Here is an 18,447-nt window from a genome sequence, read left to right on the forward strand (position 1 = left end):
AACGGTGAGAAGACGATCACGAGGCAGGACGTATCGACGGCTCAGCGGCTCAGGGAGCCGGCAGCAGCACGTCCGTCCGGGACCGCGCCGCCGCGTGGCGGCGCGCCACGTCCTGCCAGTCGACGACCGCCCACATGGCGTCGATGAAGTCGACCTTCTGGTTCCGGTACTGGAGGTAGAAGGCGTGCTCCCAGGCGTCGAAGACCAGGAGCGGGGTGGATCCCTGGCCGACGTTGCCCTGGTGGTCGTAGACCTGCTCCACGATCAGCCGCCCGCTGAGCGGCTCGTGGGCGAGGACGCCCCAGCCGGAGCCCTGGGTGGTGGCCGCCGCCTTGGTCAGCTGCGCCCTGAAGCCCGCGAACGAACCGAAGGACTCGGTGATCGCGTCCGCCAGCTCGCCCACCCCGTCCGCGGCGAGCGGCTCACCGCCGCCGTCCTTCGGGCCGGTCATGTTCTGCCAGTAGATGCTGTGCAGGATGTGGCCGGAGAGGTGGAAGGCCAGGTTCTTCTCCAGGCCGTTGACCGCCCCCCAGCTCTCCTTTTCGCGCGCCTCCGCCAGCTGCTCCAGGGTGTCGTTGGCGCCCTTCACGTACGCGGCGTGGTGTTTGTCGTGGTGCAGTTCGATGATCTCGGGGCTGATCACGGGCGCGAGCGCGGAGTAGTCGTAGGGCAGGTCAGGAAGCGTGTAGACGGGCATGGGCGTGGGTCCCCTCCGAACCTCTTATTGCAAAAGGCTTGCAACTACACGTTAGCAACAACAAGCCGGGAGGAGGCAAGAAGCGAGGCCCCCACGTGTCGTCACGTGAGGGCCTCGCGGAAGCGGTCGCGTCGTCAGGGCACCGCGGTCACGCGACGGACGTGTAGTGCGAGGCGTCCCCCTCGATCGAGTGGCTCTCCTTGCCCTCGATGCCGGCCGGGACGTCGCCGGCGACGGTGACGCGGTTGAGGCGGCGCGGCCTGCCGTCGTAGTTGTCGACGGCGTAGTGCTGGGTGATGCGGTTGTCGAACAGGACGAGCTGGTTCGGGGACCAGCGGTGGCGCAGGATGTTCTCGGGGCGGGTGACGTACGCCTGGAGCAGGTCGAGGATCCGCCGGGACTCGTCCTTCGACAGGCCGACGATCCGCTGCGCGAACCCGCCGATGAACAGGCCGCGCTCACCGGTCAGCGGGTGCACCCGGACCACCGGGTGGACCGTGCGGAACCTGATCGACGTGAACTGGGCCCGCTGGGCGGCCTTCTCGTCGTCGATCTCCTCGTCCGGAACGGCGTAGTCGTAGTCGTTGGTGTGCTCCGCCCAAAGCGTGTCGGCCAGCGCCCGCAGCGGCTCGGGGAGCTGGCGGTAGGCGGCGGCCGAACTGGCGATCAGGGTCTCGCCGCCGTACGGCGGGACCGTGAGGGAACGCAGGGTGCTGGCCTGGGGCGGGTTCAGGACGAACGTCACGTCGGTGTGCCAGTGGTTGGCCCGGCCGCGCTCGCTGTCGACGGGCAGCACGTTCGGGGCGCCGTCGACGGCGGGCACCGTCGGGTGGGCGGTGGTGAGGTCGCCGAAGTGCCGGGCGAAGGCCTCCTGGCCCTCGTCGTCGAGGCGGACGTCGTCGAAGACCAGGGCCTTGTGGACGTTCAGGGCCTCGCGGACCGCGGCGACCTGCTCCTCGTCGAGCGGCTTGGCGATGTCCACGCCCAGGACCTGGGCGCCTATGTTCGCGGTGACCTTGCGGATCTCGATGGACATGCGGGGGCGTCCTTTCGGAGTTCAGGGGTTTCGGAGTTACGGAGTTCCGGGCTTTCAGGCGGTGGCGAGTGCGCGGGTGACGTACTGGTTGGCGGGCCGGGGGAGGCCGTAGCGCTCCCGCAGGGTGCGGCGCGGGCCGTACTCCTCGCGCAGCAGGCCGCGGGCGCGCAGGACCGGTACGACGTGGTCGACGAAGGTCTCCAGGCCGGAGGGCAGCACCGGCGGCATGATGTTGAAGCCGTCGGCGGCCCCCTGGGTGAACCAGGTCTCGATGGCGTCGGCGACCTGTTCCGGCGTCCCGGCGAAGGTCAGGTGGCCACGGCCGCCGCCGAGCCGGCCGATCAGCCGCCGCACGGTGAGCCGCTCGCGCCGGGCCAGCTCGACCACCAGGGTGTAACGGCTCTTGGCGCCCTCGATGGCGTCCTCGGGCGGCAGCTCGGCGGGCAGCTCCCGGTCCAGCTCCAGGGTTCCGGCGGGCAGGTGCAGGAGCCGCTCCAGGTTGGCCACGCCGTGCCGGTGCACGATGTGGTCCTCCAGGAGCTGCTCGAGCTCCCGTGCCTCGGCCTCCGTCGAGCCGGTCACCGGGACGATGCCGGGCAGCACCTTGATGTGCTCGGGGTCGCGGCCGGCCGCGGCGGTCCGGGCCTTCAGGTCGCCGTAGAAGGCGCGCGCGTCCTCGATGGTCTGCTGCGCGGTGAACACCGCCTCCGCGTACCGGGCCGCGAACGCCTTGCCGTCCTCGCTGGACCCCGCCTGCACGAGCAGCGGGTAACCCTGCGGGGAGCGCGGTACGTTGAGGGCGCCCTCGACACCGAAGTACGCCCCCCGGTGCCGGGGCGGGTGGATCTTCGCGTCGTCGCCCCAGACCCCGGCCGCCTTGTCGGCGACGATCGCGTCGTCCTCCCAGCTGTCCCAGAGCTTCAGCGCCACGTCGAGGAACTCGGCGGCCCGCGCGTACCGCTCGGCGTGCGCGGGCTCCTCGTCGATCCCGAAGTTGCGGGCCGCCTCGGCGCCCGCCGTGGTGACGATGTTCCAGCCCGCCCGGCCGCCGCTGATGATGTCGAGGGAGGCGAACCTGCGGGCCAGGTTGTAGGGGGAGTTGTAGGAGGTGGAGGCGGTGGCGATCAGACCGATGTGCTCGGTGGCCGTCGCCAGCGCGGTGAGCAGGGTCAGCGGCTCCAGGGCCCCGGCCGGCCGCTGGGCGACGCTGCCCCACAGGTGCGGTCCGTCGGCCAGGAAGAGCGAGTCGAAGGTGCCGCGCTCGGCGGCCCGGGCCAGCCGCACGTAGTGCGCGAGGTCGACGTGCGCGTGCGGGTCGCTCTCCGGCAGGCGCCAGGAGGCCTCGTGGTGACCGGTGTTCATGAGAAAGGCGTTGAGGTGGAGCAGGCGGGTCATGCGGGGTCCTCCGTGACACCGAGAGCGGCGAGCAGGCGGGTGCGGTACTCGTCCCGCGGGCGGGTGTGATCGATGGTCAGGTCGACGCCGATCCGGCCCTGCTCGAGGACCAGGACGCGGTCGGCGAGCACGATCGCCTCGTCGACGTCGTGGGTGACGAGCAGGACCGACGGGCGGTGCCGTTTCCACAGCTCGCGCAGCAGGTGGTGCATCCTGATCCGGGTGAGCGCGTCCAGCGCCCCGAACGGCTCGTCGGCGAGAAGCAGTTCGGGCTCGCGGACCAGCGAGCGGGCGAGCGCGGCACGCTGGGCCTCGCCGCCGGACAGCTCGCCCGGCCAGGCCCGCTCCCGGCCGCCGAGGCCGACCTCCTCGAGTGCGGCGCGCCCCTTGTCCTGGGCGTCCCTGCCGTCGAGACCCAGGACCACGTTGTCCAGCACCCGCCGCCAGGGCAGCAGCCGGGAGTCCTGGAAGACCACCGAGACCCGTTCGGGGGCGGTGAGCCGGCCGCTGCCGGTGACGCCGTGGTCGAGTCCGGCGACCGCCCGCAGCAGGGTGCTCTTGCCGGAGCCGCTGTGCCCCAGCAGCGCGGTGAACTGCCCGGCCGGCACGTCCAGGTCGATGCCGTCCAGGACCGTACGGTCGCCGAACGACCTGGTCAGTCCCCGGAGCCGGACGGAGGGGCGGGTCAGCTGCTCAGTGTGCGGCGCCATGACAGCACCCTCCGTTCGATGACGCGGACCACGGTGTCGGAGACCAGACCGAAGACGCCGTAGATCAGCAGACCGACGAGGATGATGTCGCTGCGCCCGTAGTTCTGGGCCTGGAACATCATGTAGCCGAGGCCGCTGGTGGCGTTGATCTGCTCCAGGACGACCAGGCCCAGCCAGGAGCCGGTGACGCCGAGCCGGAGTCCCACGAAGAACCCGGGCAGCGCGCCGGGGATCACGATCTGCCGGACGAACCGGAACCTGGACAGGTCCAGCACCTCGGCGAGTTCGACGTAGCGGCTGTCGATGGCGGCCAGCGCGGCATGGGTGTTCAGGTAGACCGGGATGTAGACGACGATCGCGATGACGGCGATCTTGAAGGTCTCGCCGATGCCCAGCCAGAGGATGAACAGCGGGATCAGTCCGAGGGTGGGGATCGCCCGGTTGATCTGCACGGTCCCGTCGATCAGCGCCTCGCCGGTCCGGGTGAGCCCGGAGGCCAGGGCCAGCAGCACCCCGGCGGTCAGCCCGATCACGAAGCCGTACCCGGCCCGTTCGACCGAGGTCAGGATGTCGGTGCGCAGCGTCCCGCCGGTCCACAGGCGGACGGCGGTGTCCAGGACGGTCCAGGGTGCCGGGATCGCGTTCGGGTCCAGCCGTCCGGCGGCGGAGGCGACCGCCCATGCGGCCAGGAGGACCAGGGGGCCGGCCAGCCGGGCGGCGGGCAGGCGTTTGCCGGGGGACAGGCGGCGCCGCGGGCGGACCCGGTGGGCCTCCTCGGCGACGGGAACCGGCACGGTGCCGGTGGTCACGGCGGTCATTTGCGGTACTCCTCCGGTACGGCCTTCGCGGCGAGGCCCTCGAAGCGGTGGTCGAAGAGCGAGGAGACGTCGGTCTTCTTCACGAAGCCGCCCTCCGCCAGCAGGTCGGCGGTCTCCTGTTCCCACGTGATCGCCTCGTCCCAGCTCGGCGGGAACAGCGGCTTGTTGGCGAGCTCGGTGATGCCCCGGGCCTGGGCGAGGGTCAGGTTCTGGGTCTTGACGTAGAACTCCTCGTTCCAGACGTCCGGGTGCTCCCACTGCCAGACCTGGCCCCTGGCCCACTCCGGGATGTACGCGGCGATCGCGGCGGCCTTCGCCGGGTCGTCGAGCACCGCCTGCGGCGCCCAGAGCAGGTTCAGCAGGTCGACGACGTCCGTGGTGATCGTGCGGGCGCCCTTCGCGCCGTACTGCTGGAGGTAGGCGGGCACCTGGGTGTTGGCCAGCGGCGCCACGTCCACCTGACCGGACTGCAGGGCGGTGAGGAACTGGTTGCTGGTCAGCTGCACCAGCCGCACGTCGTCGTACGAGAGCCCGGCCTTCTTCAACGCCCGCAGCAGGACGACGCCCTGGGCCTGCCCCTGCGAGAACGCGAGCTTCCTGCCCTTGAAATCGGCGACCGTGTGGATGTCGCTGCCGGGCTTGGTGGCGAACAGGTAGTTCGGCTTACGGGTGATGTCGATCGCCACGATCTTCGCCGCGAAACCCTGGAACTGCGCCTGGATCGGCGGAATACCCGCGTTGTTCGCGAGGTCCAGCGACTTCGCGCGGAACGCGTTGATGACATCAGGACCGGCCCCGATGTTCAGCCAGCTCGACACCGTGAACGGCAGCGCGGGCAGCTTCGCCAGCTTGAACTGCAACTGCTGCTGGCCCAGATAGGAGGCGATCTTCAGGCTGGTGCCGGCCGGCACCCTGGCGGCGAGCGGAGCGGTGGAGGCGGCCGCGGTGTCGGCGGCGGCACTGCCGCCCGCGCAGCCGCTCAGCCCGGCCACGGCCGCCGAGGCGCCGAGCAGTGAGGTGAGGAAGACCCGGCGGTCGACGCCGGAAGGGGACGCAGCAGGCATGGGAGTACTCCGGGGAGGAAAGCAGCAGAAAGGCAGCGTGAATTACCGGCGACACAGGACCGGAAAGAGAGATCTCGCAGCGTGGGATCTCACACAGAGCATGCGGGGCATGCGGAGAAACGCGCGCCTTGGGCGCGCCAAGACGTCAGCAACAAAGAGTGCGACAGGTCATGAGACAGATGTTCCTTGCCGTACGCGACGACTGTCAATATTCCGAGTTTCTGAATTAATTAAGCTCTGGTGACGCGCTCAGCGGGTCCCGGTACAACACGTCGAGGACCACCGAACCGCCCGCGACCGCCAGCACGCCGTCCCCGAAACTGGTCGGCGCCACGGGCGCCCGCCGCGGCCCGACCGCCTCCCGCAGCGCGGCCAGGCAGTCCTCCCGGTACAGCGCACCCACCTCGGTGACGACCACGCTCTCCGGGTTGAGGACGTCGAGCAGCAGCGCCGCCGCCCGCCCGGTCAGCCGCGACCGCTCCACCAGCAGCCGTGCCGCCACCGGGTCACCGGCCCGCGCCGCCGCGAGCACGTCCATCGGATTGCCACCGTCGACCACCCCGGCGGCCCGCGCGCGCCGTACCAGCGTCCGCTCGCTCAGCTCCACCTGGAGACAGCCGGTCCGCCCGCAGGCACAGGGCTCGGTACCGCCCGGCACCGGCAGGTGCGCGATCGTGCCCGCCTGCGAGCGCGGACCGTGGTGCACCTCGTCTCCGGTGGCGAACGCCGCGTCGACCACGTTCCCGACGAACAGGTGCAGCACGCTCCGGCTGCCCCTGGCCCGCCCGAACAGCCGCTCGCCGTTGACCAGCGCCCGCGCGTGCCCGTCCACATGGACCGGCAGCCCGGTGCCCGCGCCGAGCAGCTCGCGCACCGGCACCTCCCGCCAGCCCAGCAGCGGGTGCTCGACCACGGTCCCGGAGTCCCGGTCCACCCAGCCGCCGACGGCGACCCCGACGCCCAGCGGCCGGCTGCCGGGCACCTCGTCGAGGAGCGCGGCCAGCCCGGCGGCGGCCCGTGCCAGCACGGCGCGCGCCTCGGTGCGGCCCGCGTGCTTCACCTCCCGCCGTACGACGACCCGGCCGCGCAGGTCGAGCAGCGCGACCGTGGTGTACGGCACGGCCACATGCACCCCGCCGACCACGAACCGAGAGTCGTCCAGGTCGACCGGGACATGCGGGCGGCCCACCCCCTTGACCTTCTGCGGCGCCTGCGTCTCCCGGATCAGGCCGAGTTCGGTGAAGCGCGCGCAGTAGTCGGTGACGGAGGCCGGGGACAGCCCGGTCAGCCGGGCGATGGTGGAGCGGGCGACCGGCCCGTGCTCCAGCACCGACCTGAGCACCACACTGGCGCTGGCGCGCCGGCGGTCACGGGGCGGGGCGGCGGGCGGGGGCGGAGCGGTACGGGGCATGGGAAACCGTCCTCGGGAACGGGGCCGACACGTCTCGGGGTGCGAGGCGCGCCGGACCGGTCTCCCGCGGCGCGGCCTCAGGCCGGACGGCGACAGGTGGCAGCCCCTTGCCGTCGCAGGTCGACATAGCGACGCGACGTGAGGTTCAGGGACTGGGCGACCATGTCCCGAAGACTAGGTCAGAAACCGGGAATCCCACCAGACCACTAGGGTTCGATTGGCGGAACTCCACAGACCTGTTCGACGCCGTTGACGTGACTGAAACATCTCTGCCTCAGTGATCGGTGTCACCCCGTACCCGGTGTAACCCGCACCCTTTGTGGGGAGCCCACCAAGCGTCACTTCCGGCCTTTGTCGACCGCTGACGTGTTCGGCTCACACGGGGCCGGGATAGCGTCACGGAGTCCGTCCCCGACTGCCCCTGTCCTCGCCTACCTCACCCCCGCGGAGACCCCATGAGCACCGCCGTCGCGTCCGCCCGTACCGGCACCGTCCTCGCCGACCTCCTGCCCGCGTCCCGGGTGCGCGACGCCGCCCTCGTGGTCGGCGGCGCCGCGCTCACCGGCCTCGCCGCGCAGATCGCCGTGCCGGTCCCGGGCTCCCCGGTCCCGGTGACCGGCCAGACCTTCGCCGCCCTGCTGGTCGGCACCGGCCTGGGCGCCCGCCGCGGTGTGGCCTCCCTCGCCCTGTACGCGGCCGCCGGCCTGGTGGGCGTGCCGTGGTTCGCGGGCGGCACCTCCGGGCTCTCCGTCTCCTTCGGCTACATCCTCGGCATGATCCTCGCCTCCGCCGTCGTCGGCGCCCTGGCCCGGCGCGGCGCCGACCGCGGCGTGCTGCGCATGGCGGGCACGATGGTGCTCGGCGAGGCGATCATCTACGCGATCGGCGTGCCCTACCTGGCCTACGCCGCCGGTATCTCCGCGTCCGCGGCGATCGCGGCCGGCCTCACGCCGTTCCTGATCGGTGACGCGCTCAAGGCGGCCCTGGCGATGGGTGCGCTGCCCACGGCATGGAAGCTGGCCGACAAGCGCTGACACGACACCGACGCGGCAGGGGCCCGGGGCGCGCAGGCGCCCCGGGCCCCGCTGCTCATGCGGAACCGCTCCGACGCGGGCGGCGCCGGGACCACCACAGCCCGGCCGCCCCGGCCGCGACCAGCGCCGTGCCGGTCGCGCCGAGCGGCAGCACCTCGCTTCCCGCGCCGGTCTTCGGCAACTGGTCGCCGCCCGGCCCCACCGGCTTGTTGTCGGTGCCGAGCAGCAGCGGGGTGGCCGGGGCGTTGGGGGCGGGGTTGGTCGTGCCGAACGGCACCGGGCCCTGCTGCCAGTAGGTCTTCTTCCCGTCCGCGGTTCCCACCGGCAGGCAGATCTTCCCGGTCCGGCCCAGGTCGAACGTCGCGTCCACCGCGAACGACTTCGACCCGCCCGCGCCGAGCACCCCCACCGGACAGCTGAACGCGCTGTTCGACCCGGCCGGCAGATCCTTCTTCGCGACGGCGTCACAGCCCCGGGAGCCCTCGACCCGCAGCCCGTCGAAACCGACCACCAGAAGCCTGATGTCACCGCTGTCCCTGGTTCCGGTGTTCTTGACGGTGGCGGTCAACGCCGTTTTCTGCGAACTGTTGTCGACCGAGATCCTCCCGGGCAGCGTGGTCGTCAGCCGCACACCCGCCGGCGCCTGGTCGACCGCCTTTCCCCCCGTGCCGCTCGCCGGTCCCCCTGGTCGTCGGCGACGGCCGGGCACGAAAGGATCAGCACGGCCGAGAAAGCCCCCGTGACCAGTGATCCCGTGACGACGGCCATACGACGAGAACTCATGTTCGTCCCCCTTGCAGCCCCCTGGACCGCAACTGAATTCGCGGTCACTTGAAGAGGTACCACAAGATTTCTCCGCACTATGCTGGTACGGCCGTAAGTGTGACCATTGCGTGTCGGCAGGGGCGGTCGTTCAGGGGGTGCGGCGAATTGCCGGAGAATTCAGCGAACCCAGGGAATCCAGAAAATCCAGAGAGTTCAGGGAATTCAGGGAATTCGGTGGGTCGGGGGTGCGGTGGTGTGCCCGGGCTGCTGGTGGCCGGCCGCTACCGGCTGGCCGAGAGCATCGGGCAGGGGGGAATGGGACGGGTGTGGCGGGCCGCCGACGAGACGCTGGACCGGCGGGTCGCCGTCAAGGAGATGCGGATCGACGGCCACGACGCGGAGGACACCCGCACCCGCCGCGAACGAACCCTGCGCGAGGCCAGGGCCACCGCCCGGATCGACCACCCCAACGTCGTGCGCGTCTACGACGTCGTCGACGAGGGCGAACTCCTCTGGATCGTCATGGAGTTGGTGGTCGGACGGTCCCTGGAACACGTCATGGCCGAGGAGGGCGCGCTCAGCCCCCGCGAGACGGCCCGGATCGGCCTCGGCCTGGTAGCCGCGCTGCGGCAGGTGCACGCCGGGGGAGTGCTGCACCGCGACATCAAACCCGGCAACGTCCTCGTGGAGGACGCCGGCGCCCGGGTCGTCCTCACCGACTTCGGGATCGCCGCGATCCAGGACGCCAAGGCGCTGACCATGGCCGGCATGCTGGTCGGCTCCCCCGACTACATGGCACCCGAGCGGATCGCCGGCCGCCCGCAGGGGCCGCCGTCCGACGTCTGGTCCCTCGGCGCGACCCTCTGCGCGGCCCTCGCCGGCCGCTCCCCGTTCTCCCGCGACACCACCCTGGCCACCCTGCACGCGGTCCTCTACGAGGAACCCGAACTCCCCTCCACCGCAGGCCCGTTGCACGACCTGCTGGCCGCGCTCCTGGCAAAGGACCCGACGGCCAGGCCACCCCTGGCACAGGTGGCACAGTCCCTGCACCCGGTGGCTCACCCGACACCCCGAGACCACCCGACCCCGGCCTACGGCATCCGCCCGGTAACCAGCGAACGCCCCGAACCACAGCGCTCCGAAAGGAGCGCGGGGCTGTATCCGTCGGCGGCTCCGCCGCGGGGCGCGACCAGCCACAACGCACCCGCGCGAACTCCCCGGCGAAAAGCCCCCCGCACCACCCTCTTCGCCGCACTGGGAGTCATAGCCGTAGCCACCACCATCGCCATCCTCCTCACCACCACGACAGACGGCGGCGGCGCCGACAGGACAACCACTGGCACCTCCTCACCCGCCGTGGCGGGCACCACCCGCCCCCGCTCCCTCCCGCCCGGCGCCCACGAGGAACCCGGCGGCTTCGCCTGGGCCCCTCCCACCGGCTGGCGCCGGGACGTGAAGACCGGCGCCGAGGTGCACTACACGTCCCCCGACGGCTCCCAGGAACTCGTCGCCAAGTCCTCGCTCGCCCGCGGCGACCTCATGGACACCTGGAGCGCCTCCGAGCGCAGCGCCCACCAGGGCCGCGACTACGCGAAGATCCGGCTGGCGAGGACCACGTTCCGGGGCCACCCGGCGGTCGTCTGGGAGTACACCTTCACCCTCAGGGGCACCCCCTGGCACGCCCGGCTGCTGGGCTTCGACGCCGACGGGAAGTCGTACCAGGTCAACACCTGGTACCAGCCGGCGGTCGAACGCCAGGCGGTGCGGACCTACGAGCGGGTGAAGGAGAGCTTCACCCTGCTGTGAGCGTCCGTGCCGCGACCGTCCGCGCCCCGCCCCCGCGGGGCGCGGCCCCCGCACTGCCGCACGTTCGGCGCCATGTCACACTCGTCCCATGCGCGTGTATCTCGGCTCCGACCATGCGGGCTTCGAACTCAAGAACCACCTCGTCGAGTGGCTGAAGGCGGCGGGCCACGACCCGGTGGACTGCGGCCCCCACATCTACGACGCCCAGGACGACTACCCGCCGTTCTGCCTCCGCGCGGCCGAGCGGACAGCGGCGGACCCCGAGTCCCTCGGCGTCGTGATCGGCGGTTCCGGCAACGGCGAGCAGATCGCCGCGAACAAGGTCAAGGGCGTCCGCGCGGCCCTCGCCTGGAGCGAGGAGACCGCGTCGCTCGGCCGGCAGCACAACAACGCGAACGTCGTCGCGGTGGGCGCGCGCATGCACACGGAGGACGAGGCGACGAAGTTCGTCGAGACGTTCCTGAACACACCGTTCTCCGAGGAGGAGCGCCACACCCGCCGCATCGACATGCTGGCGGAGTACGAGACGACGGGCGACCTCCCCCCGATCCCCGCGCACCACCCCCAGCCGTAGCGCTCCGCCCCCGCCCCCCGCCCCCATCCACCGGACCCCTCGTCCTCGCCTCCCGGCCGACCGAGCCGGTGGGTGGGCGGGAAAGGAAAGTCGGCCCGTGCCAGAAGGGCACACGATCCACCGGCTGGCGCTGGACTACGGCCGCCTCACCGGCCCCGTCCGCGCCAGCAGCCCGCAGGGCAAGTTCTCCGACTCCGCGAGCCTCGTCGACGGCACCCCCCTCACCCGTACCGAGGCGCACGGCAAGCACCTCTTCCTCGGCTTCCGCGACAGCGACTGGGTGCACATCCACCTCGGCCTCTTCGGCAAGGTCACCTTCGGCGCCGTCCCCGCGCCCCCGGCCACCGACACGGTCCGGCTGCGCCTCGCCGACGCCACCTCGTACGTCGACCTGCGCGGCCCCACCACCTGCGCCCTGATCAACGACGAGGAGAAGGCGGCCGTGCACGCCCGGCTCGGTCCGGACCCGCTGCGCGACGACGCCGACCCGGACCTCGCGTACCGGAGGATCTCCCGGAGCCGCACCACCGTCGCCGCGCTGCTCATGGACCAGAAGGTCGTCGCGGGCGTCGGCAACGTCTACCGCGCCGAGGTGCTGTTCCGGCACGGCATCGACCCCTACCGCGCCGGCCGGGACATCACCCCGGCGCAGTGGGACGCCGTCTGGGGCGACCTCGTCGCCCTCATGCACGAGGGTGTCCGGAACAACCGGATCGACACCGTCCGGCCCGAGCACACCCCGGAGGCGATGGGCCGCCCGCCGCGCGTCGACGACCACGGCGGAGAGGTGTACGTCTACCGCCGGGCCACCCTGCCCTGCCACATCTGCGGCACCGGGATCCGCACCGCCGACCTCGCGTCCCGCAACCTCTTCTGGTGCCCCGGCTGCCAGCAGACCTGACCGCCGCCCCTCGGCAACCGCGCGCCACGATCGGTCCGTCGGCAACCGCCCGTCAGCAACCGCCCGTCAGAAACCGTGCGGCAGCAACCGCCCGTCAGAAACCGTGCGGCAGCCACGGCAGCACCGGTGATCCGAACGCCACCGACGCCTCCGCCAGCGCCCCCGGCCGCAGCTCCCGCACCCGCCCGGCCCGCGCCAGCGACAGCAGGGAGACCCCGCCGAGGTACGCCGTCCCCAACTCCCGCACGGACAGGGCGAGTTCGGCCGCGTCACGCGTGCGCTCGCAGGACGCGCCCTTGGCGTCCCCGGTGAGCCGCCAACGCCTCGCGTTCCAGGGGCAGAAGGCGTCGGCCACCTCCAGCACCACGTCCACCGGCGCCTGGTACGTACGCGCCGCGAGCGCCGCGCCGACGTCGACGAGCCGCACGTACCCCATGTCCCGCACCCGCGTGCGGCAGCGCCGGATGTCGGAGACCAGGTACTGCCAGGCGTCGTCGACCGGCCGCCTGCGCACCACCAGCGTCGTCATCAGGTCGATGCCGAACAGGAACCGCCACAGCGCCGCGTCGGTCGCCGGATCGAGCGCGGCCAGGTCCTCCAGCGTCACCGTGCCGTCGTGCCCGCCCGCTCCCCAGCCCAGCTTCGTACGGAACCGGGCGAACCCGGTGACCTCCCCGTCCCGTTCGGCGACCACGCACTGCAGCGCCGACGCCCCGTCCCGCTCGCTCTCCGGGTCCAGCAGCCCCGCCCGCTCCCAGCCGGGCTGCCGGGCCAGCATCCCGGGGCGCAGCGGCACGGTCCGCGCGTACACCGCCTCGCACGCGGCGAGCACCTCGGCCGGCCCGGCGTACCGCAGTCGTACGGCGTCGGTGCCGGCCGGCACGTCCAGCGTCACCCGGCTCGTGTCGATGTCCGCGAGCAGCTGGTGGGTCGCGGCGCCGTACCCGAAACGGCCGTAGATCGCCGGCTCGGAGGCGGTGAGCGCGGCGAGCGGCTCGCCCCACTCCCGCACGTCGTCCAGCTGGCGCCGCATCATCGACGTCAGCACCCCGCGCCGCCGGTGCGTCGCGGACACGCTCACCATGGTGACGCCCGCGGCGGGCAGCACGGCACCGCCCGGCACAGTCATCCGGAAGCGGAACGCCGCGGTCGTACCGACGAGTTCGGCACCGTCCCGGACGGCCAGCGCACGCTCGACCTCGGTGAGGGACCGGTCCAGCTCGCGTTCCTCGGCCGAGGCCGGACCGGCTCCGAAGGCCCGCACCAGGTGGTCCCACCACGCGTCGAACTCCTCGGTACGCAGGACTTTCACGTCGGTCGGGCGTTCGATCGTCATGCGCCATGCCTACCAGGGCATTGCAGGACCAGCCAGCGAATTTCTCCCGGACGGCGACGCGAGGCCTTCCGGTGAAGTTCACTGTGAAGTCGCACCTGAAGTTGAGTCTCGGACGGGGGACAAGTGGGACCTCCCGTGCCAAGCAGCTGGTCCGATGGATAGGGTCCCGAACTGATGGCAGTAGACGGAGAGCGGCGCGGGAAGGCCGAGACGCTGACGGCCCGGTGGAAGATGCAGTGGCACCGGGCCCGCGTCGGCGTGCGCAGAAGCGCCGTGGACTACTTCCGCGGCGACGGCTCCGACTGGATCGCGCTCGCCGGACTGCTCCTGACCATCCCGGTCCTCGCGGCCATGACCCTCGCCAACTCCGTGTGGTTCTCCCCGGCCACGCTGGTCCTGCCGATCATCGCGGGCGGCCTGCTGCTGCGCCCGGCGAGCCTGCTCGGCCTGTACGCGGCGGCGGCGACGGCCCTGATCGTGGAGTCGGTACGGCTGGGCCCCTACACGGAGGGCCCGTCCCGGGTCACTCCCGGAGTGGTCCTGACCGTGGCCGCCTGCGGTTTCTTCGGACTGCTCACCGCACAGTTCCGCAGCCGGGTCGGCGTGCCCTGGCGGCGCGGCGGCACCATGCTCTTCGACCTGCGCGAACGCATCCGGGTGCAGAGCAAGCTGCCGAAACTGCCGCCGGGCTGGCACCGCGAGATGGCGCTGCGGCCGGCCGGCGGACAGTCCTTCTCCGGTGACTTCGTGGTCGCGGCCCGTACGAACAACGGCCGCACCATGGAGGTCGTCCTCACGGACGTCTCCGGCAAGGGCATGGACGCCGCGTCCCGGGCGCTGCTGCTCTCCGGGGCGTTCGGCGGCCTGCTGGGCTCCCTGCCCCCGCACGCCTTCCTCCCGGCCGCCAACGGCTACCTGCTCCGCCAGGACTGGGACGAGGGCTTCGCGACCTCCATCCACCTGGTCCTCGACCTCGACTCCGGCGACTACGAGCTGTACTCCGCGGGCCATCCGCCGGGCCTCCAGCTCAGCGCGGGCAGCGGCCGCTGGGAGGAGAAGGCCGCGGAGGGCCCGCTCCTCGGCGTGTACGACGGCGCGCAGTTCGACTCCGTCAAGGGCTCCCTGCGCCCCGGAGACGTCCTGATGCTCTTCACGGACGGCCTGGTGGAGACGTCCGACCGGGACATCGTGGAGGGCATCGACCGCCTGACGGGCGAGGCCGACCGCTATGTCGCCGGCGGCTTCCACGGCGCGGCCTGGCACCTGATCGAGGCGGTCGCGAAGGACGTGAACGACGACCGGGCCCTGCTGCTGATCTGCCGCGAGGCGGCGAGATGACCGCGCTCCGCCTCTCCCTCCCCGAAGTCGAGAATCTCGCCCGGGCCGCCCACGCCGCCCAGACCGACAAGGCGGGCCGCCCCTACGCCGAGCACCTCGCGGCCGTGGCCGAAGGGGTACGGGCCCGCGGCGGGGACGACGACCAGGTCGCCGCCGCCTGGCTGCACGACGCCGTCGAGGACCATGCCCTGACCGAGCAGTGGCTGGTGGCCGCGCCGCTGAGCGCCCGTACCAAAGCCGTCGTACTCGCCCTCACCAAGCGGCCGGGCGAGCCGCCCGAGTCGTACGCCGGCCGCATCCTCGACACCCCGGGCGCGCTGCTCGTCAAGGAGGCCGACCTCGCGCACAACGCCGACCCCGGGCGGCTCGCCGTACTGGACGAGGACACCCGGAAACGGCTGACCGAGAAGTACGCCCGGATGCGCGCCCTTCTCGGCCTGCGGGCGTAGCCGGAGTCAGGCGTTGACCGGCTCCCGGCGCTCCGGGCTCTCCCGGCCCTGCCGCCCGCGCTCCCGGGCCGCCTCCACCGCGTCGCGCCGGAACGCCCAGTCCATCCTCGGCTCCATGGCGAACCGGAACACCCGCCGGACGGGGCCGGTGCACAGCAGCGTCACCCCGGCCCCCGCGACCGCGGTGACGAGGATCTCGCCGAGCGGCCCGTGCAGCCACCCCGCGTCGAACCAGCCCTCGTAGACGGCGTACTTCACGAAGAAACCGTGCAGCAGGTAGCCGTAGAGGGTGCCGGCGCCCAGGGCCGTGCACCACATCCGCCGGCCCGGGACCCAGGAGAGGAAGCAGGCCGTCAGCAGCAGCGAGCAGCCGAACAGGGCGAGCACCATCACCGGCCCGCACCACCACGGCGCCCCCAGTTCCTGCGCCGAGTCGCGGTGGTAGAACCATCCGGTGTTCATGCGCGGCACCGACCACCACGCGAACACCAGCGCGGCGGCGAACACCGGCACCGCGGCGATCCGCACCGGCCATCGGCGCACCAGCCGGAAGTGCTCGGGCCGCAGGCACAGACCGAGCACGAAGTAGGGCAGGAACTGCAGCACCCGCTGGAGGTCCAGGTCGTCACCGATGCTGGGGGAGACGGAGGCCAGCATCGCGACGACGAAGGCGAGGGGCAGGGGGTGGCGGACGGTCCGCCAGATCGGGGTGGTCAGCCGCCAGACGAACAGCGCGCACAGGAACCAGGTCAGGTACCAGGGGTCGAGCAGGCTGATGTCCTGGTCGGCGGCCCCGCCGACGTAGCGCTGGAAGAGGGAGTAGGCCGTCTCGAACAGGACGTACGGCACCACGACCCCGGTGACCAGCCTCTTCACCCGGTCAGGGCGCAGGTCGAAGTTCCGCGAGAAGTAGCCCGAGATGATGATGAACGCCGGCATGTGGAACGCGTAGACGACGGTGTACATCGCCTCCAGGACGCGGCTGTCGCCCTTCAGCGGCTCCCATGAGTGACCCATCGCGACCAGCGCGATCGCCAGGTACTTGGCGTTGTCGAAGAACGCGTCGCGGGGTCTGCCGGCCGGCGGCGGGGCCGGGAGGCGCGGTGTTCGGTTCTGGCCCAGGGACGTGGCGGCATCAGACATCTGAGGCACCCTAGCGTCGCCTGTGCGATTTCGTAAAACCATCGATGCGAATGCTGCTTATGGGCGACGGCCGCCCCCGAAACACCGGATGACTAAGGCGGATTGAAGCCGACACCTATGCGGTTCCATCCTGCGCTTCCACCCGTGATGTCCCTTTTCATCCCGATGAAATGGTGCATAACGGCCGGTTGTGGGCCGCCCTCGCCGCACCTGTGACAACAATTCGAATTACCTGCGCACGGGTTGTGTGGACATGGAAAACAAGTCCTGTTAATTGCCGTGCACCCAGGGGCGGGTGTGCCCTCGAATTCCCGTGCGAGCGGTTGTCGGAGTGGGGTGTGTTGTCGACGTTGTGTCACGAGCCGCATAGTGCGGCCGGGTTGGTGGCACGATGGATCTGGCGGGGGTGCGGGGCCGTACCCCTGGGCCGGGAGAGCGGACCGACCGAGGGTGTGATCAGTTGTGGCCATTTCACTGTCTGTGGTGCTGCTGTTGGCGATCGTCCTGGTAGTGCTGATGAGAGGGGGCAGCATCAAGGCGGGCCCCGCCATCGTCGCCGTGCTCTTCGGCTTCTTCCTCGCCTCGACCGGGATGGCCCCGTCCATCCAGCGCTTCCTCGACTCGCTGGCGCAGACCATAAACTCGATCAACTTCTGATCCCGCGCGACCGCACGCTCCCTGGGTACGCCGAAGGCCCAGGGAGTGGGTGTACCTACCCTCTCACCTGGGCCTTCGCCGTACAGAGCGGGCGACGGGAATCGAACCCGCGTAGCTAGTCCGGAAGATCGCTTATGCGGATCCGCGCTGGGGTGGCGCGACGGTGACCTGTGTCTTCTCGGTGCGGTCTCCGCTGCACAGGCGTAACGGCTGTGGCCTGCGGCTTGGCGGTGCCTTGGTACCAGCTTGGAAGCCTCTGCGGTCTGCCGAGCGCGTCAGTTGGTCGTCTGGGGCTGGTGGTGGTCGGTTGCGGTCGTATCAGAAGGCGTCTCGCCACCAACGATGAGGTGGGTTGCCATACGGCACCGCGTCGGGACGTTCGAGGATCTTTAGATCGAGAGGCTGCACGATGTTGCGGAGCTCCCGCGCGGTCTTCTTGGGGAGAGCGCAGATCGCTAGTTCCAGAAGATCTCGCTCGTCCGCCGGTTCCGGGCAGCAGTCCGGATGACCGCATCGGTCGCTGAACGGCGAAGGGAGCTGATCCCACGGTGCACGTGCGATGGCAGCCCACCGCGAGAGAGCCTGCTCGATCAGGCCGGGTTGGAGACGCGTCCGCTCCAACTGAATGATCTGCGCCTGAGCTGGGCCAGAGAGCCTACTGATCTTCGAGTAGCGGCGATGTGCAGCAAAGCGCCTGTTGTCCGCCCGCAGGCGTGAGGGGCGCCTACGCGGCATGGACCTTTCGGCTGTGAGTCATGAAAGGCAGTCTGACACGCGGCCGGGCTGATGCGAAGGTCGGTGGAGTCCGAGGCGATCCAGAGGCCCTGCTCCGTCAAGGTGAGTCCCCAGGTCGCCCTCAGGATCTGGTCTACCGACGTCGACCAACCGCCTCTGTGCCTCGGGTGATCGTTCAATGGGGTCCGGTTTCGACTGCTGCCGTTCGCGCTTGTTGGTGTCAGCCGCTGGTGTCAGCCGCCGCAGGCGGCCCATTACTTGTCCGCTCGGTAGAGCTTGATGTTCTTGTTGGCGAAGAGGTGGACGTAACCACATTGCCAGCAGATCAGGCCGGTGGCGTTCTCGTCGGCCCAGGCCAACTTCATGAACTCCATGCCGGTGCTGTTGAGCAGGACATCCCGCTCTCGGAACAGATCCCCTTGGCACACCTGGCAGGTGAGCCAGACATCGCCCAGTGCTGCACGTACCGGCTTCTTCGCCATCGCGTGAATGCCCCCGCCCTTGCCGTTCGTGGTCGAAGCGAACCTATGTCTCCGGCATGCGCATGACTACGGCCTTGAGCAAGATCAGAGGTTCTC

The 18,447-nt window shown here is 71.0% G+C and carries 17 protein-coding genes and 1 pseudogene; 7 read left to right on the top strand and 11 right to left on the bottom strand.

Features of this window, described 5'->3' with window-relative positions; translation table 11 throughout:
* Nucleotides 1–49: 49 nt before the first annotated feature.
* From ABZ646_RS19845 to ABZ646_RS19875, 7 genes are all read right to left on the bottom strand, one after another.
* The gene (locus ABZ646_RS19845) at nucleotides 50–697 is read right to left on the bottom strand and encodes a superoxide dismutase (protein WP_360520244.1); all 648 of its coding nucleotides are present in this window, start codon (nucleotides 695–697) and stop codon (nucleotides 50–52) included.
* Between the two features lie 148 nt (nucleotides 698–845).
* Complete coding sequence (locus ABZ646_RS19850; RefSeq protein ID WP_360520246.1) at nucleotides 846–1,733, bottom strand: TauD/TfdA family dioxygenase; 888 nt, start codon at nucleotides 1,731–1,733, stop codon at nucleotides 846–848.
* 54 nt (nucleotides 1,734–1,787) lie between these two features.
* A complete protein-coding gene (locus tag ABZ646_RS19855) occupies nucleotides 1,788–3,128 on the bottom strand; it encodes an LLM class flavin-dependent oxidoreductase (protein ID WP_360520248.1) in 1,341 nt (446 codons plus the stop codon).
* Entirely contained in the window at nucleotides 3,125–3,838 is a 714-nt protein-coding gene (locus tag ABZ646_RS19860; RefSeq protein ID WP_360520250.1) for an ABC transporter ATP-binding protein, read from the bottom strand. Before ABZ646_RS19860 ends, ABZ646_RS19855 begins: the two co-directional genes overlap by 4 nt.
* Nucleotides 3,814–4,656 carry an ABC transporter permease gene (locus tag ABZ646_RS19865; protein WP_360520252.1) on the bottom strand — a complete coding sequence of 281 codons (843 nt, stop codon included), beginning with the start codon at nucleotides 4,654–4,656 and terminating at the stop codon, nucleotides 3,814–3,816. Before ABZ646_RS19865 ends, ABZ646_RS19860 begins: the two co-directional genes overlap by 25 nt.
* The gene (locus ABZ646_RS19870; protein ID WP_360520254.1) at nucleotides 4,653–5,720 is read right to left on the bottom strand and encodes an ABC transporter substrate-binding protein; all 1,068 of its coding nucleotides are present in this window, start codon (nucleotides 5,718–5,720) and stop codon (nucleotides 4,653–4,655) included. The genes ABZ646_RS19865 and ABZ646_RS19870 overlap by 4 nt, the downstream gene beginning before the upstream one ends.
* A gap of 226 nt (nucleotides 5,721–5,946) precedes the next feature.
* Entirely contained in the window at nucleotides 5,947–7,131 is a 1,185-nt protein-coding gene (locus ABZ646_RS19875; RefSeq protein WP_360520256.1) for an ROK family protein, read from the bottom strand.
* Nucleotides 7,132–7,586: 455 nt separating this feature from the next.
* On the opposite strand from ABZ646_RS19875, the gene ABZ646_RS19880 reads away from it, so the two are divergent.
* Nucleotides 7,587–8,165 carry a biotin transporter BioY gene (locus tag ABZ646_RS19880; protein WP_360520258.1) on the top strand — a complete coding sequence of 193 codons (579 nt, stop codon included), beginning with the start codon at nucleotides 7,587–7,589 and terminating at the stop codon, nucleotides 8,163–8,165.
* Between the two features lie 55 nt (nucleotides 8,166–8,220).
* Here the strand turns inward: ABZ646_RS19880 and ABZ646_RS19885 are convergent.
* Nucleotides 8,221–8,933: pseudogene (locus tag ABZ646_RS19885) on the bottom strand (LPXTG cell wall anchor domain-containing protein).
* 261 nt (nucleotides 8,934–9,194) lie between these two features.
* Here ABZ646_RS19885 and ABZ646_RS19890 point away from each other — a divergent pair.
* The 3 genes from ABZ646_RS19890 to ABZ646_RS19900 all read left to right on the top strand — a co-directional run bounded on the left by ABZ646_RS19890 (nucleotide 9,195) and on the right by ABZ646_RS19900 (nucleotide 12,211).
* Entirely contained in the window at nucleotides 9,195–10,736 is a 1,542-nt protein-coding gene (locus ABZ646_RS19890; RefSeq protein WP_360520274.1) for a protein kinase, read from the top strand.
* Nucleotides 10,737–10,824: 88 nt separating this feature from the next.
* Nucleotides 10,825–11,310: a ribose-5-phosphate isomerase gene (locus ABZ646_RS19895; RefSeq protein ID WP_360520260.1), complete on the top strand. Its 486-nt coding sequence runs from the start codon at nucleotides 10,825–10,827 to the stop codon at nucleotides 11,308–11,310.
* A 97-nt stretch (nucleotides 11,311–11,407) separates the two neighbouring features.
* Nucleotides 11,408–12,211 (top strand): DNA-formamidopyrimidine glycosylase family protein, encoded by an 804-nt coding sequence (locus ABZ646_RS19900; RefSeq protein ID WP_360520262.1) that lies wholly within the window; start codon nucleotides 11,408–11,410, stop codon nucleotides 12,209–12,211.
* 94 nt (nucleotides 12,212–12,305) lie between these two features.
* Here the strand turns inward: ABZ646_RS19900 and ABZ646_RS19905 are convergent, their stop codons facing one another.
* Nucleotides 12,306–13,547, bottom strand: coding sequence for a GNAT family N-acetyltransferase (locus ABZ646_RS19905; protein WP_360520264.1), 1,242 nt, complete (start codon nucleotides 13,545–13,547; stop codon nucleotides 12,306–12,308).
* Nucleotides 13,548–13,721: 174 nt separating this feature from the next.
* Here ABZ646_RS19905 and ABZ646_RS19910 point away from each other — a divergent pair, with 174 nt between their 5' ends.
* Together ABZ646_RS19910 and ABZ646_RS19915 are read left to right on the top strand one after the other, a co-directional pair.
* Entirely contained in the window at nucleotides 13,722–14,885 is a 1,164-nt protein-coding gene (locus tag ABZ646_RS19910; protein ID WP_360520266.1) for a PP2C family protein-serine/threonine phosphatase, read from the top strand.
* On the top strand, nucleotides 14,882–15,334 hold the full coding sequence (locus ABZ646_RS19915; RefSeq protein ID WP_360520268.1) for an HD domain-containing protein: 453 nt from the start codon (nucleotides 14,882–14,884) through the stop codon (nucleotides 15,332–15,334). The genes ABZ646_RS19910 and ABZ646_RS19915 overlap by 4 nt, the downstream gene beginning before the upstream one ends.
* A 6-nt stretch (nucleotides 15,335–15,340) precedes the next feature.
* On the opposite strand, the gene ABZ646_RS19920 is transcribed toward ABZ646_RS19915, so the two are convergent.
* Nucleotides 15,341–16,477 carry an acyltransferase family protein gene (locus tag ABZ646_RS19920; protein ID WP_360520270.1) on the bottom strand — a complete coding sequence of 379 codons (1,137 nt, stop codon included), beginning with the start codon at nucleotides 16,475–16,477 and terminating at the stop codon, nucleotides 15,341–15,343.
* A gap of 462 nt (nucleotides 16,478–16,939) precedes the next feature.
* Between ABZ646_RS19920 and ABZ646_RS19925 the strand changes: the two genes are divergently transcribed.
* A complete protein-coding gene (locus ABZ646_RS19925) occupies nucleotides 16,940–17,134 on the top strand; it encodes a hypothetical protein (RefSeq protein ID WP_046734331.1) in 195 nt (64 codons plus the stop codon).
* 989 nt (nucleotides 17,135–18,123) lie between these two features.
* On the opposite strand, the gene ABZ646_RS19930 is transcribed toward ABZ646_RS19925, so the two are convergent.
* Nucleotides 18,124–18,351, bottom strand: a complete 228-nt coding sequence (locus tag ABZ646_RS19930) for a hypothetical protein (protein ID WP_360520272.1) — start codon at nucleotides 18,349–18,351, stop codon at nucleotides 18,124–18,126.
* Nucleotides 18,352–18,447: the final 96 nt, after the last annotated feature.

The sequence above is a fragment of the Streptomyces sp. NPDC007162 genome (assembly GCF_040634175.1).
Lineage (GTDB): Bacteria > Actinomycetota > Actinomycetes > Streptomycetales > Streptomycetaceae > Streptomyces.

Bases quoted from the DNA above. Each gene is read 5' to 3' on its own strand.
- ABZ646_RS19870 (WP_360520254.1), bottom strand. From the start codon at position 5,720: ATGCCTGCTGCGTCCCCTTCCGGCGTCGACCGCCGGGTCTTCCTCACC.
- ABZ646_RS19915 (WP_360520268.1), top strand. From the start codon at position 14,882: ATGACCGCGCTCCGCCTCTCCCTCCCCGAAGTCGAGAATCTCGCCCGG.
- ABZ646_RS19875 (WP_360520256.1), bottom strand. From the start codon at position 7,131: ATGCCCCGTACCGCTCCGCCCCCGCCCGCCGCCCCGCCCCGTGACCGC.
- ABZ646_RS19860 (WP_360520250.1), bottom strand. From the start codon at position 3,838: ATGGCGCCGCACACTGAGCAGCTGACCCGCCCCTCCGTCCGGCTCCGG.
- ABZ646_RS19920 (WP_360520270.1), bottom strand. From the start codon at position 16,477: ATGTCTGATGCCGCCACGTCCCTGGGCCAGAACCGAACACCGCGCCTC.
- ABZ646_RS19880 (WP_360520258.1), top strand. From the start codon at position 7,587: ATGAGCACCGCCGTCGCGTCCGCCCGTACCGGCACCGTCCTCGCCGAC.
- ABZ646_RS19865 (WP_360520252.1), bottom strand. From the start codon at position 4,656: ATGACCGCCGTGACCACCGGCACCGTGCCGGTTCCCGTCGCCGAGGAG.
- ABZ646_RS19895 (WP_360520260.1), top strand. From the start codon at position 10,825: ATGCGCGTGTATCTCGGCTCCGACCATGCGGGCTTCGAACTCAAGAAC.
- ABZ646_RS19910 (WP_360520266.1), top strand. From the start codon at position 13,722: ATGGCAGTAGACGGAGAGCGGCGCGGGAAGGCCGAGACGCTGACGGCC.
- ABZ646_RS19905 (WP_360520264.1), bottom strand. From the start codon at position 13,547: ATGACGATCGAACGCCCGACCGACGTGAAAGTCCTGCGTACCGAGGAG.
- ABZ646_RS19845 (WP_360520244.1), bottom strand. From the start codon at position 697: ATGCCCGTCTACACGCTTCCTGACCTGCCCTACGACTACTCCGCGCTC.
- ABZ646_RS19855 (WP_360520248.1), bottom strand. From the start codon at position 3,128: ATGACCCGCCTGCTCCACCTCAACGCCTTTCTCATGAACACCGGTCAC.
- ABZ646_RS19930 (WP_360520272.1), bottom strand. From the start codon at position 18,351: ATGGCGAAGAAGCCGGTACGTGCAGCACTGGGCGATGTCTGGCTCACC.
- ABZ646_RS19850 (WP_360520246.1), bottom strand. From the start codon at position 1,733: ATGTCCATCGAGATCCGCAAGGTCACCGCGAACATAGGCGCCCAGGTC.